This is a genomic window from Actinomyces sp. ICM47, assembly GCF_905369875.1.
Lineage (GTDB): Bacteria > Actinomycetota > Actinomycetes > Actinomycetales > Actinomycetaceae > Pauljensenia.
The window spans coordinates 12,657-29,296 of sequence record NZ_CAJPJE010000024.1; the positions used below are offsets into that span (position 1 = coordinate 12,657).

Genomic DNA, 16,640 nt, shown 5'->3' on the forward strand with positions numbered 1-16,640 from the left:
CGTACTCCAATGGCGGTACCCCGAGTGGGATTCGAACCCACAACAAGCCGGGTTTGAGCCGACCGCCTCTGCCAGTTGGGCTATCGGGGCTTTCGCGTCTGCGAGATCCACAATAGAACAGCTGGGCACACCAATCAAACTGAGGGATATGACAATGAGTGAAGAGCAGGCTGAACCGCGTCGCGTCCTCGTGGCCGAGGACGAGGGGCTGATTCGTCTCGATATCGTTGAGACGCTGACCCAGGCGGGGTTCGAAGTCGTCGGCGAAGCAGCCGACGGTGAAGAGGCTGTCGAGCTGGCACTGGAGCTCGAACCTGACCTTTGTGTGATGGACGTCAAAATGCCGAAGATGGACGGCATCACGGCTGCCGAGAAGATTCTGCAGGAGCTGTCGTGCGCGGTCGTCATGCTGACGGCGTTCTCCCAGACGGAGCTTGTTGAGCGTGCTCGCGACGCCGGCGCGATGGCGTACGTCGTCAAGCCCTTCAGCCCCTCCGACCTGATCCCCGCCGTTGAGATTGCGCTGTCGCGTCACGCGGAGATCGAGTCCCTGGAGGACCAGATCGCCGACCTGACGGATCGCTTCGAGACCCGCAAGCGCGTGGATCGCGCGAAGGGCCTGCTCATGAAGAACATGGGGATGAGCGAGCCAGAGGCGTTCCGCTGGATTCAGAAGACGTCGATGGATCGTCGCCTGTCCATGCGCGAGGTCGCAGACGCGGTCATCAACCAGGTCGATGACTGATTACTGGCTGAGATGAGGCGGGGAGAGTCTACGTGACTCTCCCCGCCTTCGTCGTCTTGTCGCGACGCGATATTAGTCGTGCGTGGAGCGCACCAGGATTCGGTTGGCGACGCGCGCGATAGAGATCAGGCGGTCGGCTTCGTCGCGGATCTCCACGGTGTGAACGGTGGAGGAACGGCCCAGGTGCACGGCCGTGGCAGTGGCCGTGACCGTGCCCTCTCGTCCGGCCGCGATGTGCGAGGCGTTGAGTTCAGTGCCCACCGCGTAGGCCTGCTTACCGGGGTGGGTTTCGCGCGCGTGGATCTGGGCGGCGAACGAGGCGGCGGTTTCCGCGAGGGCCGCGGATGCGCCGCCATGGAGGATTCCCGCGCTCTGGCGGTTGCCGTCGATGGGCATGGAGATGACGGTGCGCGACGCGGAGTGCTCGAGCACCTCCATGCCGGTGGCCTCCATGAGGGTGCCGGGCCAGTGGGCCCCCACCCATCCGCCCCGGGCGAGGGGGTCGGGCGTGGAGGAGTGGGAGCGTTTCGTCTGGTGATCGTGTGTCATGGCATCTAGGGTGGCATGTGTGAGTGACACTGTGCTGATTATTGATGGCCATTCGATGGCGTTCCGTGCCTTCTACGCGCTGCCGCCGGACAACTTTGTGACGGCGACGGGCCAGCACACGAACGCTGTTTACGGCTTCGTGTCAATGCTGACGCGCCTCTTGGAGACGGAGCGACCAACGCATGTGGCCGTCGCCTTCGATGTGTCGAGGCACTCATTTAGGACCGAGGAGTACCCGGACTATAAGGGGACGCGCGACGCGACCCCCGAAGAGTTTAAGGGGCAGGTAGAGCTGATCCGTGAGGTCCTGGACGCGATGGGTATTGTGTCGCTCTCGCGCGAAGGGTTTGAAGCTGACGACATCCTGGCGACCCTGGCCTACCGCGCTGGTCACGAGGGCGCGACCGTCCTTGTTGTGTCGGGTGACCGCGACTCGTTCCAGACGGTAACGGACAACGTGACGGTCCTCTACCCGGGCACGGGTCCCGGCGACCTGCGCCGTATGACTCCCGAGGCCGTGGAAGCAAAGTACGGGGTGCCTCCCCACCGTTACCCGGAGATCGCTGCCATCGTGGGCGAGACCTCAGACAATCTGCCGGGTGTTCCCGGCGTTGGCCCCAAGACCGCTGCCCAGTGGATCAACAAGTACGATGGCCTGGATAACCTTCTGGCCCGCGCGGATGAGATCGGCGGCAAGCGCGGCGCTGCGCTGCGCGAGCACATGGACGACGTCGTTCGCAACCGACGTCTCAACCGACTCCTGACTGACATGGACCTGGAGGTTGGCCCCGCAGACTTAGCGCGCCGCGCGACCGATGTGGCAGCCATTGACCGTCTCTTCGACTCCCTCGAGTTCGGACGCCTGCGCGTCAAGGTCCGCGAGGTGTCCGGCATTGGCGTTGGGGAGAACACAATCGTCGAGGCCGTGGACCCTGCCGCTTCCGAGGCTCAGGTCGAGGTACGTCTGGCCGATGACTCCTGCGATGTCGCAGCCTGGGCAAACGCGCACCCGGTCCTTGCTCTCCTGGTCGAGGGAGATATGCGCCCCACGCGCGGCGAGGTCACCCGGATCGTCCTGGCGGGAGCCGACGACGCACTCGTGATTGACCCCGCAGAGCTGAGTCCCGCGCAGGAGGGGGCCCTGGCCGGGGTCCTCGCCCAGGCCTCGTCACTGATCACCCACGACGCGAAGGGAGCGCGCCACGCCCTGGGCGCGCGCGGCTGGACGCTCGGTGACGTCGCCTTCGACACGATGCTCGCGGCATACCTGGTCCACCCGGACCAGCGCTCGCACAAGCTCGAAGATGTGCTCTCCCGTCTGCTCGGCGTCACCATCGAGGAGGAAGCCGCTGATTCCGACGCCCTCTTCGACCTGGGCGAGATTGGTGCGGGACCCAGCGCCGCCCAGGTGCGCGCGGGGCGCCTGGCCGCAGCGCTCCACCCGCTCACCGACAAGCTGCGTCGGGCGCTGGACGAGAGCGGCGAAACCGCGCTCCTTACCGACATGGAGATGCCGCTGTCACGTCTCCTCGCCCAGATGGAAACCACAGGCATCGCCGCGGACACGCGCGTCCTCGACGACCTGTCCGCCGAACTCGGAGCCGACGTTGACGCCGCCCGTCAGGGAGCCTGGAGCGCCGCCGGACGCGAGGTGAACCTCTCCAGCCCCAAACAGCTCCAGGAAATCCTTTTCGACCACTTCGGTCTGCCCAAGACCAAGAAAACGAAAACCGGCTACACGACGAACGCCGAGGCCCTGGCGGACCTGTGGGCCAAGACCGAGGAGAGTGGGGGAGCGGGGCACGACTTCCTCGGCTTCCTGCTCACTCACCGCGACCGCATCAAGCTCAAGCAGATGGTGGATTCCCTGTCCTCCACAGTCGCCTCCGATGGGCGCATTCACTCGACCTTCTCCCAGGTAGCCGCAGCCACGGGACGCCTGGCCTCTTCCGACCCGAACCTGCAGAACATTCCCGCGCGCAGTGCCGACGGCATGCGCATTCGCGGTGCCTTCGTTCCCGGAGTAGGCTTCGAATCCCTCATGAGCGCCGACTACTCGCAGATCGAAATGCGCCTCATGGCCCACCTGTCCGGCGACGAGGCACTCATCGAGGCCTTCAACTCCGGCGAAGACCTGCACCGGACCATGGCGTCGATGGTCTTTGGGACGCCCGTCGCCGAGGTCACCGGTGAGGAACGCTCGCGTATCAAGGCCACCTCCTACGGCCTCGCCTACGGACTGTCCTCCTACGGCCTGGCCGCACAGCTCGGCATTCCCGTGCCCGAGGCTGCCGCCCTACGCGACCGTTACTTCGAGCGCTTCGGCAAGGTCCGCGACTATCTCGAAGGACTCGTCGCCCAGGCTCGCGCCGACGGCTACACGCAGACCATGTTCGGTCGCCGACGCTACCTGCCCGACCTGCGCTCCTCCAACCGCCAGCGCCGAGAGATGGCCGAACGCGCCGCCCTCAACGCGCCGATCCAAGGCAGTGCCGCCGATATTGTCAAGATCGCCATGATGGATGTCGCCACCGCCCTGTTCGAGGCCGACCTGACCTCGCGCCTCCTCGTGCAGATCCACGATGAACTCCTCCTCGAGATCGCACCCGGTGAAGAGGAGGCTGTCGAGGCCCTCGTTCGAGAGAAGATGGCGTCGCCTGTCACACTCTCCGTGCCTCTGGATGTCGCTGTTGGAATCGGTGCGTCCTGGCAGCTGGCAGCACATTAGAAGCAGGAGGGGCGACGCATACCACGGAAACGAGCGCTACATTCGTCACATTTATGCGTCAAAGGCTGCTAAACTAGACCACGGTGCCTAGGGACAGGTGCATCCGCATCCGTCCTGCCGCACTGGAACTGTCCATCTACTATCCAGTCCGTTTCGGAGAAACTACTACATGACCACGAATACGCCGCAGGTCGCTATCAACGACATTGGTTCGGAAGCAGACCTGATCGCAGCCATCGACGAGACCATCAAGTACTTCAACGATGGCGACATCGTCGAGGGCACTGTCGTCAAGGTCGACCACGACGAGGTCCTCCTCGACATCGGCTACAAGACCGAGGGTGTCATCCTCTCTCGTGAGCTGTCCATCAAGCACGACGTCAACCCCGACGACGTCGTCGCCGTGGGCGACCAGATCGAGGCCCTCGTCCTCCAGAAGGAAGACAAGGAAGGCCGCCTCCTCCTGTCGAAGAAGCGCGCTCAGTACGAGCGTGCGTGGGGCAAGATCGAAAAGATCAAGGAAGAGGACGGCGTCGTTACCGGTACCGTCATCGAGGTCGTCAAGGGCGGCCTGATCCTCGACATCGGCCTGCGTGGCTTCCTGCCTGCCTCCCTCGTCGAGATGCGTCGCGTCCGCGACCTCGCCCCCTACATCGGTCGCGAGATCGAAGCGAAGATCATCGAGCTCGACAAGAACCGCAACAACGTGGTCCTGTCCCGCCGCGCATGGCTTGAGCAGACCCAGTCCGAGGTCCGCACGAACTTCCTGCACACCCTGCAGAAGGGCCAGGTGCGCTCCGGCGTCGTTTCCTCCATCGTCAACTTCGGCGCGTTCGTCGATCTCGGTGGCGTCGACGGCCTGGTGCACGTCTCCGAACTGTCCTGGAAGCACATCGATCATCCGTCCGAGGTCGTCGAGGTTGGCCAGGAAGTCACCGTCGAGGTTCTCGACGTCGACATGGATCGCGAGCGCGTCTCCCTGTCGCTCAAGGCCACCCAGGAAGATCCGTGGCAGGCCTTCGCCCGCACCCACGCCATCGGCCAGGTTGTGCCCGGCAAGGTCACCAAGCTCGTCCCCTTCGGCGCGTTCGTCCGCGTCGAGGACGGCATCGAGGGCCTCGTCCACATCTCCGAGCTGGCTCAGCGTCACGTCGAGCTGCCGGACCAGGTCGTCAAGGTCGGCGAAGAGGTCTTCGTCAAGGTCATCGACATCGACCTCGAGCGTCGCCGCATCTCCCTGTCCCTCAAGCAGGCCAACGAGGGCGTGGACCCGAACTCTGAAGAGTTCGATCCTTCGCTCTACGGCATGGCCGCCGAGTACGACGAGAACGGCAACTACAAGTACCCCGAGGGCTTCGATCCCGAGACCCAGGAGTGGATGGAAGGCTTCGACGCTCAGCGCGAGGCGTGGGAAGCCCAGTACGCTGAGGCTCAGGCCCGCTGGGAGGCCCACAAGGCTCAGGTCCGCAAGGCCCTCGAAGAGGACGCCGACGCGGCTCCCTCCATCGAGGAGCAGGCCTCCTACTCGACCCCGGTCGACAACGAGGGCACCCTTGCGTCCGACGAGGCCCTGGCCGCGCTGCGTGAGAAGCTGACGAACAACTGAATCAGTCGTTCTGACTGAGCTTCGGCTTGTCAGTTCACGACAGTGAACGCATGAGTGGTGGTCCCCAGGTTTTCCTGGGGGCCACCACTTTTTGCGTGACGTGCCGCCAGATTTCGGGTTGCCGTGAGGAGCACCTGTTGGTACCGGTCTGCTTGGTGTGCCCGTGGGCGGCGGCCCGCCCGCTCGCCGTCCGCGCTGCGAGCTTCGCTCGGCGCGTCGTCTCGAAGCCCGGCCAGGCCCTGCCGCCGCCCACGGGCACCGCAGCCGGGCCCCGCAAGCCTAGCAGCAGCCTTTGATCGGGCGACCTCTGGCCTTGCAGGAGATACGACGTGGCCCCGCACAGAAACGAATCCGTGCGGGGCCTTTGCTGTTGGCACTCACGAGGCAGCGTGTTTCATCGCTACTAGGTCGATGCACGCGCCGATCAACGCCGCGACGACGGTGGGGAGGATCCAACCGAGCTGGTTGGCCTGTAGCGGACTCCACGTGAGCAGGGAGTTGATTCGGTCGGTGGCGACGCCCACCTGGGCGAGCGTCGTCGCGGCCGACCATGCGGCGACCACCCACGTGCTCAGGCGGAAGGTCCACGTCGCGGGGGTCGCCAGGCGGAAGGGGTGGGTCGTGATCGTCATGAAGACGACTGTGATAGCGATCGGGTAGAGGAAAGTAATGATCGGTACCGCGATCGTGAGCACCGAGGACAGTCCCGCGGATGCCAGCACGAAGGAGATAAGCGTGACAAGGATTATCCATGTGCGGTACGGGATCGCGGGCAGCAGACGGTTAAAGAACTCCGAGGTCGCGGCGATGAGGCCCACCGCCGTTGTCATACATGCGGTCAGCACGATCAGACCGAAAACGATCTGCCCCGGACGCCCCATCGTCGACTGCGCGGCGTCGGCCAGGAGACTGGCACCATCCGTGTAAGACTGTGCGTTCGGGATGACATGCCCGATGAGGCCCAGGCCGACGTAGACGACGCCCAGGAGCGCACCCGCAATGACCGCTGCGATCGAGGTCCGACGCACGACCTTCGCGCCGATGCCACCGCCCGTATGCCCCAGCGAGGTCACGACAATGATGCCGAAGGCCAGGGCTGCGATGGAGTCCATCGTCATGTAGCCCTCAAGTAGACCGGCGGCCAGCGGGTTGTGGACGTACTCGCCGGTGGGCGCATCGTGCGAGGTCGGCAGCGATGCCAGGCAGAGGAATACCAGCAGAACGAGCAGGCCAAGGAGGATCGGTGTCAGGACCTTCCCGAGGCTGTCGATAATGTTCGTCGGGTTCCAACACAGGTAAAAGGCGATCCCAAAAAAGATCAGGTTGAAGATGACCGAGGCGAGCACCGACTTCGTACCAATGATGGGCGCGACGGCCGTCGAGAAGGAGACAGCACCCGTTCGCGGGAGGGCGTAGAAGGCACCGATGGACAGGTAAACCAGGACCGAGAAAACGAACCCGAAGGGCTTTCCGGCGCGGCTGACAAGATCGCGGATGTCGGTGCCGGATAGGGCGATCGTGATGATCGAGATGACGGGCAGAGCGACGCCGCCGATCAGGAAACCGATCATCGCGGAGGTCAAGTTGGTGCCGGCCGACGCGCCCATGATCGGCGGGAAAATAAGGTTTCCGGCACCAAAAAACATGGAGAAAAGAGTCAGGGAGGTCGCGATGAGGACCGCGGTACTCGAACGCTGGCCGGAATCGTCGTTGACTGTCTGCGTCACTGCTACTCACTGTGTTGTGTGGGGGCTTTAACAGCACCAATTCTTACACGAGGGCACATATACGCAACCGCAGCCGCGATACCCTGAGGTGGTGATCACTTCGTTCTCTCGTGGAGGATGCTCCGCGACGCTGCTTCGCCCGCTGCACCAACACCGCAGTGGGGGACCCGCACGCGTGGTCGCGGTGAGTGGCGGAATCGGTTCGGGCAAGTCCTCAGTGACCGCTTCCTTCAAGTCTCTGGGTGCACTGGCCGCCGATGCCGACGTAATTGCCCGTGAGATTCTCGAACCCGGTCAGCCCGCGCTCGTACAGGTGGCCGCACGATTCGGAGATGATCTGATCCGTGAGGACGGGACCCTTGACCGGGCGGGCCTCGCGCGTCGTGTCTTCGCCGGTGAGGGTGCCGACGAGCGCGTCGCTGCTCTCAACGCGATCACCCACCCGGCCATCGAGCGTCGCGCCTGGGAGATCCTGAGTGCTGCACCCGCAGGATCGCTTGCCGTCTACGACATTCCGCTCCTCGTCGAGGGCGACTCCGCTGACCGTTTTGACGCCGTCGTCATCGTCGATGCCCCCGTCGAGCAGCGTGTCGCACGCCTGGAGGGCAGGGGAGTACCCCCCGAGGACGCGCGCGCCCGGATCCGCGCCCAGGCCTCGTCTGATCAAAGGCGAGCGATCGCGCACGTGTGGATCGATAACTGCGGAAGGGCGGACGATCTGGCGCAGGTGTGCACGCAGGTGTGGGAGCGTTGGCTGACCGCCGACCTCTAGGGGAGCATCGACGAGGCCGAGGCTGGCTTTCGCTGGCCGCGCACCCGGGCGGGTCCTCCGCGCGTTGCTAGGGCGCGGGCGGTAGCGTAGGGGAGTGAGCGAAACCCCCGTCATCCGCCAAGACAAGCCTTTCGAGGTCATCTCCCCCTACACGCCGTCGGGTGACCAACCCAAGGCGATCCGTGAGCTAGCTGCGCGCATCCGCGATGGCGAGCAGGACGTCGTCCTCATGGGTGCGACGGGTACGGGCAAGAGCGCGACCACCGCGTGGCTCATCGAAGAGCTGCAGCGCCCCGCGTTGGTCCTGGAACCCAACAAGACGCTCGCCGCGCAGCTGGCGGCCGAGTTCCGCGAGCTGCTGCCGGGCAACGCCGTCGAGTACTTTGTCTCCTACTACGACTACTACCAGCCCGAGGCCTACGTCCCCCAGACGGACACCTTCATCGAGAAGGATTCCTCGATCAACGATGAGGTCGAGCGCCTGCGCCACAGCGCCACCAACTCGCTGCTCACGCGGCGCGACACGGTCGTCGTCTCCTCCGTGTCCTGCATCTACGGCCTCGGCACCCCCGAGGAATACGTGGCGCGCATGATCGAACTCGAGCGCGGCATGATCATCGACCGCGATGCGCTGCTGCGCCGCTTCGTCGCCATGCAGTACGTGCGCAATGACATGGCCTTCACACGCGGCACCTTCCGCGTGCGTGGCGACACGATCGAAATCATCCCCGTGTACGAGGAACTCGCGATCCGCATCGAGATGTTCGGCGACGAGATTGATTCCCTCGCGGTGCTACACCCGCTCACCGGCGACGTCATCAACCAGGTCGACCACACCTACCTGTTCCCGGCCTCGCACTACGTGGCCGGCGAGGAACGCATGAAGAAGGCGATTGCCTCCATCGAGGACGAGCTCGATGATCGGCTCGCGTGGTTCCGAAGCCAGAACAAACTCCTCGGGGAGCAGCGCCTGCGTATGCGCACGACCTTCGACCTGGAGATGCTCAAGGAAATCGGGTCGTGCTCGGGCGTGGAAAACTATTCGCGCCACATTGACGGGCGCGGTCCCGGCACCCCTCCGCACACGCTGCTGGACTACTTCCCGGACGACTTCCTGCTCATCATCGACGAGTCCCACGTGACTGTCCCACAGATCGGCGCGATGTTCGAAGGCGACATGTCGCGTAAGCGCACCCTTGTCGACTACGGATTCCGCCTGCCCTCCGCGATGGACAACCGCCCCCTCAAGTGGGACGAGTTTACCCAGCGCATCGGCCAAACCGTCTACCTGTCCGCGACGCCGGGTCCCTACGAGCTCGAGCGCTCGGACGGCGTGGTCGAGCAGATCATTCGCCCGACCGGCCTCGTCGACCCGCTTGTCGTCGTCAAGCCCACCGAGGGGCAGATCGACGATCTTCTTGAGCAGGTGCGCCTGCGCGTCGAACGCGACGAGCGCGTCCTTGTCACCACTCTCACGAAGAAGATGGCCGAGGAGCTCACGACCTATCTGGCCGAGCGCGGCGTCAAGGTCGAGTACCTGCACTCCGACGTCGACACCCTGCGCCGCGTTGAGCTGCTACGCGAGTTGCGCCTGGGTATCTTCGACGTGCTCGTCGGCATCAACCTGCTGCGCGAGGGCTTGGACCTGCCCGAGGTCTCCCTCGTGTCCATCCTCGACGCGGACAAGGAAGGTTTCCTGCGCTCCACCCGCTCGCTCATCCAGACCATTGGCCGCGCCGCCCGAAACGTGTCCGGCGAGGTCCACATGTACGCCGACAATATGACGGACTCGATGAACGAGGCCATCTCCGAGACCATGCGCCGCCGCGAGATCCAGATCGCCTACAACAAGGAACACGGCATCGATCCGCAGCCGCTGCGCAAGAAGATCTCCGACGTCACCGATATGCTCGCCCGCGAACAGGTCGACACGCAGACGCTTCTTGAGGGCGGATATCGCAAGGAGAAGAGCGCACGCGACCGCGGTGCCGCTGCGAAGGCACCCGCCATCTCGAATCCTGGTCAGCGCGCGGAGGCGGAACTCGCCGAACTCATCGAAGAACTCTCCGCCCAGATGATGACCGCCGCTCAGCACCTCCAGTTCGAGGTTGCCGCGCGCCTGCGCGACGAAATCGAGGATCTCAAGAAGGAATTGCGCGCCATGAAGCGCGCCCACTGACGCCCGCCAACCACCTGCCTCGCGCTGAGCAACGAGGCAGCCACTGCCTCGTTCCTAAGAAATCGCGGCGCTAAGCGACCGATGCCACTGCTCGGGCGTGGACGCGCGCGCAGCCGCCCCACTAAACTAGACGGCGTTAGCGGAGGGGAGTACTCCCACAAACAGTGGCGTCGTCATCACGACGGCCCCGCCCACGCGGCGAGGCCTCCGGCGCCACCGGCCAGGGATTCCTGGCGGGAGGAGACCTCCGGTACCCGACTCGTACCGGAGGCCCCACGTATGCACGTGCACGCGCTCGCCTGGATCGTCCTGGCTGGCATTATCCTGACCATGATCGCCGTTGATATCGTCGGTCACGTTCGCACACCCCACGAACCCACCCTCAAGGAAGCCACCTGGTGGTCAGTCGCCTACATCGCGATTGCCCTCCTTTTTGGCGGCATCGTCTGGGCCGTGTGGGGACCGCAGTACGGTCAGGAATACCTGGGCGGCTATATCACCGAAAAAGCGCTCAGCATCGACAACCTGTTCGTCTTCGTCATCATCCTCTCGAGCTTCCGCGTGCCCCGAAAGGATCAGCAGGAAGTCCTGCTGGCGGGCATCGTGATCGCGCTGATCCTGCGCCTCATCTTCATTCTCGCGGGCGCAGCCCTCATCGAAAACTTCTCGTGGGTGTTCTACATCTTCGGAGCCTGGCTGCTGTGGACCGCCATCAATCAGGTCCGCGAGGGCGTAGGCGAGGAGGAGGAAGACGAATACCGCCCGCCGTCAATCGTGCGGTGGGTGTCGAAGATCGTGCCCGTCACCGACGGCTTCATCGGCTCGCGCATGCTCTATCGCCACGGCGGCCGCACATACCTCACCCCGATGCTCCTGTGCGTCATCGCTGTGGGCACAGCCGACGTCATGTTCGCCGTCGACTCGATCCCCGCGATCTACTCGCTCACCAACGAGGCGTACCTGGTGTTCGCCGCCAACGCGTTCTCCTTGCTCGGCTTGCGTCAGCTCTACTTCCTCATCAATGGTCTGCTTGACCGCATCATTTTCTTGCACTACGGACTCGCAGCAATCCTCGGCTTCATCGGCTTCAAGCTAATCAACCACGCGCTGCACACGAACGAGCTGCCCTTCATCAACGGCGGGCAACCCATTGTTGCGGTTCCCGAGCCGAACATCGCCTTCTCGCTCGGCTTCATCGTGGTCACCATTCTCATCACGGTCGCTGCCTCCCTGGCGGTGTCACGCTCCCAGCGTGGAGACGAGGATAGCGCGGCGTAAGGGTGCTATGATGCCGCGGTCAAATAGTTAAGGGGTATTCATGGTTATTCACCCGTGGGCGTGGGGAATCCTCGCTCTTGCGGCCATCGGCCTGGTCGTGATCGATTTCCTCGGTCATGCGCGCAACCCGCACCCGCCCACAGCGGTCGAGGCCGCTCGATGGACCCTGTTCTACGTCGGACTCGCCGGGCTTTTCGGCGTCGGTATCTGGCTGACAAACGGGGGGCTCTACGCTCAGGAGTTCTATGCGGGATGGGCCATGGAGTGGTCCCTGTCCGTCGACAACCTCTTCGTGTTCATCCTGATTCTCAAGGCGTTCCGCGTTCCTCGAGAGAATCAGCAGAAAGCCTTGCTCCTCGGCATTGTCATCGCCCTGCTCCTGCGTCTCGTGTTCATCCTCCTCGGAGCCGCGCTGGTGTCGCGCTTCTCGTGGGTGTTCTTCATCTTCGGACTCTGGCTGCTGTGGACCGCGTTCAGCCAGATTCGCGAGACAGCGCGGGGGAGCGACGAAGACGAGGAATACCACGAGAGTGGTTTTATCCGCGCGGTTCGGCGTGTTCTCCCGATCACCGACGGCTTCATTGGCAACCGTATGCTCTTCCGCCACGGCGGGCGCACCTACATCACGCCGATGCTCGTCGTTGTCCTGGCCCTCGGTTCGGCGGACCTGATGTTCGCGTTTGACTCGATTCCCGCGATTTTCGGTATCACGCAGCAGGCATTCCTGGTCTTTGCGTGCAACGTGTTTGCGCTGATGGGTTTGCGCCAGCTGTTCTTCTTAGTGGATGCTCTTCTCAGCAAGCTCGTGTACCTGGGCTACGGCCTCGGCGTCATCCTGAGCTTCATCGGCATTAAGCTGATTCTTGAGGCGTTGCATGCGAACACTCTGCCGTTTATCAATGGGGGATCGGGCGTGGAGTGGGCACCGGAGATTTCCGTATCGGTATCGCTGGGCGTCATCGTCGTGACGTTGGCGGTTACTGTTGTCGCGTCGCTGATTCGTAGCGCGATGGATGAGGGGGATGCCCATGGTAACTGAGGTGGCGAGCACGGACGAGCGCGGTCTGAGCACCGACGAGGTGTTCGAGCGCATGTCGCGCGGCGCGGTGAACCGCGTCAAGGACCGTACGTCGCGGTCGGTGGTATCCATCGTCCGCGAGAACGTGTTCACGCTCTTCAACGCGATCATCGTGGGTGCCTCGATCATCGTGCTGTTATTCGGCGACCTGCGCGACGGCATCTTCGGCGGTGTCATGGTCATTAATGCGGTCATCGGTATCATGTCGGAGTTGCGCGCCAAGCGCACCCTGGATTCGCTCGCAATCGTGGATGCACCGCAAGCCTCCGTCCTGCGTAACGGCGAGGTGTCGGTCATCCCTGCTCGCGACGTCGTGCTCGATGACGTCATCGAGCTGGCACTCGGCGACCAGGTGAGCGTGGACGGTACGGTGCTGGCCTCGGTAGGCATCGAGATCGATGAGTCGCTGCTGACGGGTGAGTCGCGCCCGGTCAAGAAGAAGGAGGGCGATCAGCTCCTGGCTGGCACGAGCGTTGTTGCCGGATCGGGACGCATGATCGCCACGGCGGTCGGCGAGCGCGTTTACGCGCAGGGCCTGTCCGAGCAGGCACGCGCCTTCACTCGTACGATCTCCGAGATCCAGGTGTCGATTAATCGTGTCCTGCAGGTTGTCTCGGTCATGCTGCTGCCGATTGTTGCCTTGACGTTCTATTCGCAGAATCGCATCGCGGGCGGCTTAGGCGGGGATTGGCGAGAGGCCTTGGTCCTGTCGGTTGCCTCGGTCATCGGCATGATCCCTCAGGGCCTCGTGCTCCTGACTTCGATGAACTTCGCGATTGGGTCGGCGACGCTGGCCCGGCGCGGGGTCCTCGTGCAGGAACTTCCGGCCGTCGAGGTGCTCGCCCGCGTCGACTGCCTGTGCCTGGACAAGACGGGCACGCTCACGACGGGCGGCATCCGCGTGCGCCAGATCGACGTGATCTCGGGCGACGAGGCACTCATTCGCCGTGCGCTCGCGACTGCCTCGAGTGACCGCACGAACGCGACCGCGCAGGCCATTTGGTCTTTCCTCGACGAGGATGCATTGGCGGGTGCTCAAGCGCGCCCGCAGTGGAGTGTTCCGTTCTCGTCGGCGCGTAAGTGGAGCGCATGGGGCACGGACTGCGAGTCCTGGATCCTGGGTGCCCCCGAGATCGTCATCGACGAGGCCGTGGCTGAAAACTCGGCTCTGCTGGAGCGGGTGGGTGGCTTTGCGAGTAGCGGAGCCCGCGTCGTCGCACTCGTCCGCGCGGATTCGGCTGTCGTGGACGATGATCTGCCGGACGCCCGCGAGGTTGCCGCGATTGTGGTCCTGGAGGAGGACCTGCGCGAAGACGCGGCCGAGACGCTCGACTACTTCCGTTCTCAGGGCGTGCACGTGCGTGTCATTTCGGGCGACAATCCGACAACGGTCGGCGCGTTGGCCGCCCAGGCTGGACTGACGGCGCCCGACGGCATGCCCGCCCGTCTCATGGATGCACGCGACTTGCCCGAGGACCTTTCCTCCGAGGCATTCATCGACGCAATTGAGAAGCATGATGTCTTCGGGCGCGTGACGCCCGAGCAGAAGCGTGCGATGGTCGGTGCTCTGCAGGCCCGCGAGCACTGCGTTGCGATGACGGGCGATGGCGTGAACGACGCCCTCGCGCTCAAGGATGCTGACCTCGGTATCGCCATGGGCAACGGCACGCAGGCCACGAAGGCGGTTGCGCAGATCGTCCTCGTTGACTCGAAGTTCTCGGTCCTGCCGGGCGTTTTGTCGGAGGGCCGCCGCATCATTGCGAACATGGAGCGCGTGTCCTCGCTGTTCCTGGCCAAGACCACCTACGCGGCTGTCCTCGTGATTGTGACTGCACTGGTCGGCTGGCGCTATCCGTTCCTGCCACGCCAGTTCAGCTACATCGACTCCCTGACGATCGGTATCCCGGCGTTCTTCCTGGCGCTGTGGCCTAACCCGCGTCGTTATGTGCCTGGATTCCTCAAGCGTACGCTGTCTCTGGCAATGCCGACGGGTGTCATCCTGGCGGCTGCCGCGTTGACCGCTTTTGGCATTGCCGACGGCCCGCAGGACCGCGAGTCGACGGCGGCAATCCTCTCCCTCATGCTCGGAGCGATCTGGCTGCTGGTCATTACGTCGCGACCGCTGTCCCTGTGGAAGTGGGTTCTGCTCGTGGCCGTCACGTCCGCAACCGCTGGTGGTGTTTTGATCCCGCCTGTTCGCCACTTCTTCTCAACCGTGGCACCGACCACGCACGAGTGGCTCCTCGTCCTGTGTGTCGGCGCGGGTGCTGCCTTCCTCATCGAAGTCGCTCAGCGCATCTTTTACGCCCGACAATTCGCCCGCTCGCTCGAGCAATAGCTGGGTGGACACGACACGAGGCCGGTGCGGGAAGAACCCCGCCCCGGCCTCGTGCGTGGAGGCGACTCAGAACACCCGGATGACGGGATTCCACTCGCGGATAAGACGAGCCTGGATGACCTCGGCGACGTAGAAGGGATCCTGATTGAGGATCTGCTCGACGTCGGCCTGGCTCTCGGCGTTGATGAGAATCAGCGCGCCGGGAACCTCACCAGCGAGGGGACCGGACGCGACGTTGATTCCCTGTTCGAGCAGGCTGGACAGGAACGCGCGGTGGGTCGGGCGGACCTCGTCCATCGTCTCGGTCATGGAGGGGTTGTAGACGTATTCGACTGCGTAGTATGCCATACGCATAACACTAGCCCTGATCCGCGAATTTGCCCAGGGGACGGATAGGATCAAAGGGTGCATGACAAGCTAATCATCCAGGGTGCCCGCGAACACAACCTCAAGGACGTGAACCTCGAGCTGCCCCGCGACTCCATGATCGTCTTCACCGGCCTGTCCGGATCCGGTAAGTCTTCCCTCGCTTTTGACACGATTTTCGCCGAGGGGCAGCGCCGCTACGTCGAGTCCCTGTCCTCCTACGCGCGTCAGTTCCTCGGCCAGATGGACAAGCCGGATGTTGATTTCATTGAAGGCTTGTCGCCCGCCGTCTCCATCGACCAGAAGTCGACGTCGCGCAACCCGCGCTCGACGGTCGGCACGATCACGGAGATCCACGACTACCTGCGTCTGCTCTACGCGCGTGCCGGCGTCGCGCACTGCCCCGAGTGCGGGGCGCGCATCCAGGCACAGACACCCCAGCAGATCGTCGACCGTGTGCGCACGATGGATGAGGGCACGCGATTCCAGGTGCTCTCCCCGGTCGTGCGCGGCCGTAAGGGCGAGTACCAGGACCTCATCGACGAGCTTCGCTCCGAGGGCTATACCCGAGCGATCATCGACGACGAGATGGTGCGCCTCGAGAACGCACCCAAGCTCGAGAAGAAGCTCAAGCACACGATCGAGGTCGTCGTCGACCGTCTCGTCGTTCGCGAGGGCATGCGCCAGCGCCTCACCGACTCCGTCGAGACCGCCCTGCGCCTGTCGGATGGCCTCGTCGTCATCGACTGCGTCGACCTTGATGCCGACGATCCGGAGCGTCGCCGCCGCTTCTCCGAGAAGCGCGCGTGCCCCAACGACCACCCGCTGATGCTCGACGAGATCGAGCCGCGCACCTTCTCCTTTAACGCCCCCTACGGTGCCTGCCCCGACTGCGCGGGCCTTGGCTTCCGCCTCGAGGTCGACCCGGAACTGGTCGTCCCCGACGAGGAGCTCTCCCTCGCCGACGGCGCGGTCATCCCCTGGAACTCTAACTTCAAGTACCACAAGAAGCTCCTCGAATCCCTCTCCAAGGAACTGGGCTTCGCGATGGGGACCCCCTGGAAGAATCTGCCCAAGAAGGTCAAAGACGCCGTCCTGTACGGCAAGGACTACGAGGTCACCGTCAAGTTCCGTAACCGCTGGGGGCGCGAGCGCTCCTACACGACAGGCTTCGAGGGTGCGGTCAAGTACATCGAGCGCAAGCGCGAGGAGACCGAGTCGGCGGCCGTGTCGGAAAAGCTCGACTCGTACATGCGCGAGATTCCCTGCCCGAC

The 16,640-nt window shown here is 63.9% G+C and carries 11 protein-coding genes, 1 tRNA gene and 1 pseudogene; 9 read left to right on the top strand and 4 right to left on the bottom strand.

The annotated features are described in order from the left end of the window. Positions 1-16: 16 nt before the first annotated feature. Positions 17-90: transfer RNA gene (locus QZ149_RS06115), tRNA-Leu, on the bottom strand. A gap of 64 nt (positions 91-154) precedes the next feature. Between QZ149_RS06115 and QZ149_RS06120 the strand changes: the two genes are divergently transcribed. Then, positions 155-745, top strand: a complete 591-nt coding sequence (locus QZ149_RS06120; RefSeq protein ID WP_009057992.1) for a response regulator — start codon at positions 155-157, stop codon at positions 743-745. A 72-nt stretch (positions 746-817) separates the two neighbouring features. On the opposite strand, the gene QZ149_RS06125 is transcribed toward QZ149_RS06120, so the two are convergent. Then, positions 818-1,294, bottom strand: coding sequence for a hotdog fold thioesterase (locus tag QZ149_RS06125; protein ID WP_291450439.1), 477 nt, complete (start codon positions 1,292-1,294; stop codon positions 818-820). Between QZ149_RS06125 and polA the strand changes: the two genes are divergently transcribed. Together polA and rpsA are read left to right on the top strand one after the other, a co-directional pair. Continuing rightward, on the top strand, positions 1,293-4,022 hold the full coding sequence (gene polA / locus QZ149_RS06130; protein ID WP_291450440.1) for a DNA polymerase I: 2,730 nt from the start codon (positions 1,293-1,295) through the stop codon (positions 4,020-4,022). The genes QZ149_RS06125 and polA overlap by 2 nt on opposite strands. Positions 4,023-4,191: 169 nt before the next feature. Beyond that, positions 4,192-5,628 (top strand): 30S ribosomal protein S1, encoded by a 1,437-nt coding sequence (rpsA, locus tag QZ149_RS06135; RefSeq protein WP_009647770.1) that lies wholly within the window; start codon positions 4,192-4,194, stop codon positions 5,626-5,628. A 377-nt stretch (positions 5,629-6,005) separates the two neighbouring features. On the opposite strand, the gene brnQ is transcribed toward rpsA, so the two are convergent. Next, positions 6,006-7,355 (bottom strand): branched-chain amino acid transport system II carrier protein, encoded by a 1,350-nt coding sequence (brnQ, locus tag QZ149_RS06140; RefSeq protein ID WP_291450442.1) that lies wholly within the window; start codon positions 7,353-7,355, stop codon positions 6,006-6,008. A gap of 175 nt (positions 7,356-7,530) precedes the next feature. On the opposite strand from brnQ, the gene coaE reads away from it, so the two are divergent. From coaE to QZ149_RS06165, 5 genes are all read left to right on the top strand, one after another. After that, positions 7,531-8,127, top strand: coding sequence for a dephospho-CoA kinase (gene coaE / locus QZ149_RS06145; protein ID WP_291450449.1), 597 nt, complete (start codon positions 7,531-7,533; stop codon positions 8,125-8,127). A 94-nt stretch (positions 8,128-8,221) separates the two neighbouring features. Beyond that, a complete protein-coding gene (gene uvrB, locus QZ149_RS06150) occupies positions 8,222-10,306 on the top strand; it encodes an excinuclease ABC subunit UvrB (RefSeq protein WP_291450443.1) in 2,085 nt (694 codons plus the stop codon). Between the two features lie 279 nt (positions 10,307-10,585). After that, on the top strand, positions 10,586-11,584 hold the full coding sequence (locus QZ149_RS06155; RefSeq protein ID WP_291450444.1) for a TerC family protein: 999 nt from the start codon (positions 10,586-10,588) through the stop codon (positions 11,582-11,584). Between the two features lie 40 nt (positions 11,585-11,624). Continuing rightward, entirely contained in the window at positions 11,625-12,623 is a 999-nt protein-coding gene (locus QZ149_RS06160) for a TerC/Alx family metal homeostasis membrane protein (RefSeq protein ID WP_291450445.1), read from the top strand. Further along, complete coding sequence (locus QZ149_RS06165; RefSeq protein WP_291450446.1) at positions 12,613-15,000, top strand: cation-translocating P-type ATPase; 2,388 nt, start codon at positions 12,613-12,615, stop codon at positions 14,998-15,000. The genes QZ149_RS06160 and QZ149_RS06165 overlap by 11 nt, the downstream gene beginning before the upstream one ends. A gap of 66 nt (positions 15,001-15,066) precedes the next feature. On the opposite strand, the gene QZ149_RS06170 is transcribed toward QZ149_RS06165, so the two are convergent. After that, the gene (locus QZ149_RS06170; protein ID WP_291450447.1) at positions 15,067-15,348 is read right to left on the bottom strand and encodes a YciI family protein; all 282 of its coding nucleotides are present in this window, start codon (positions 15,346-15,348) and stop codon (positions 15,067-15,069) included. A 57-nt stretch (positions 15,349-15,405) separates the two neighbouring features. On the opposite strand from QZ149_RS06170, the pseudogene QZ149_RS06175 reads away from it, so the two are divergent. Next, positions 15,406-16,640 (top strand): annotated as a pseudogene (locus QZ149_RS06175) (excinuclease ABC subunit A); the annotation flags it as partial.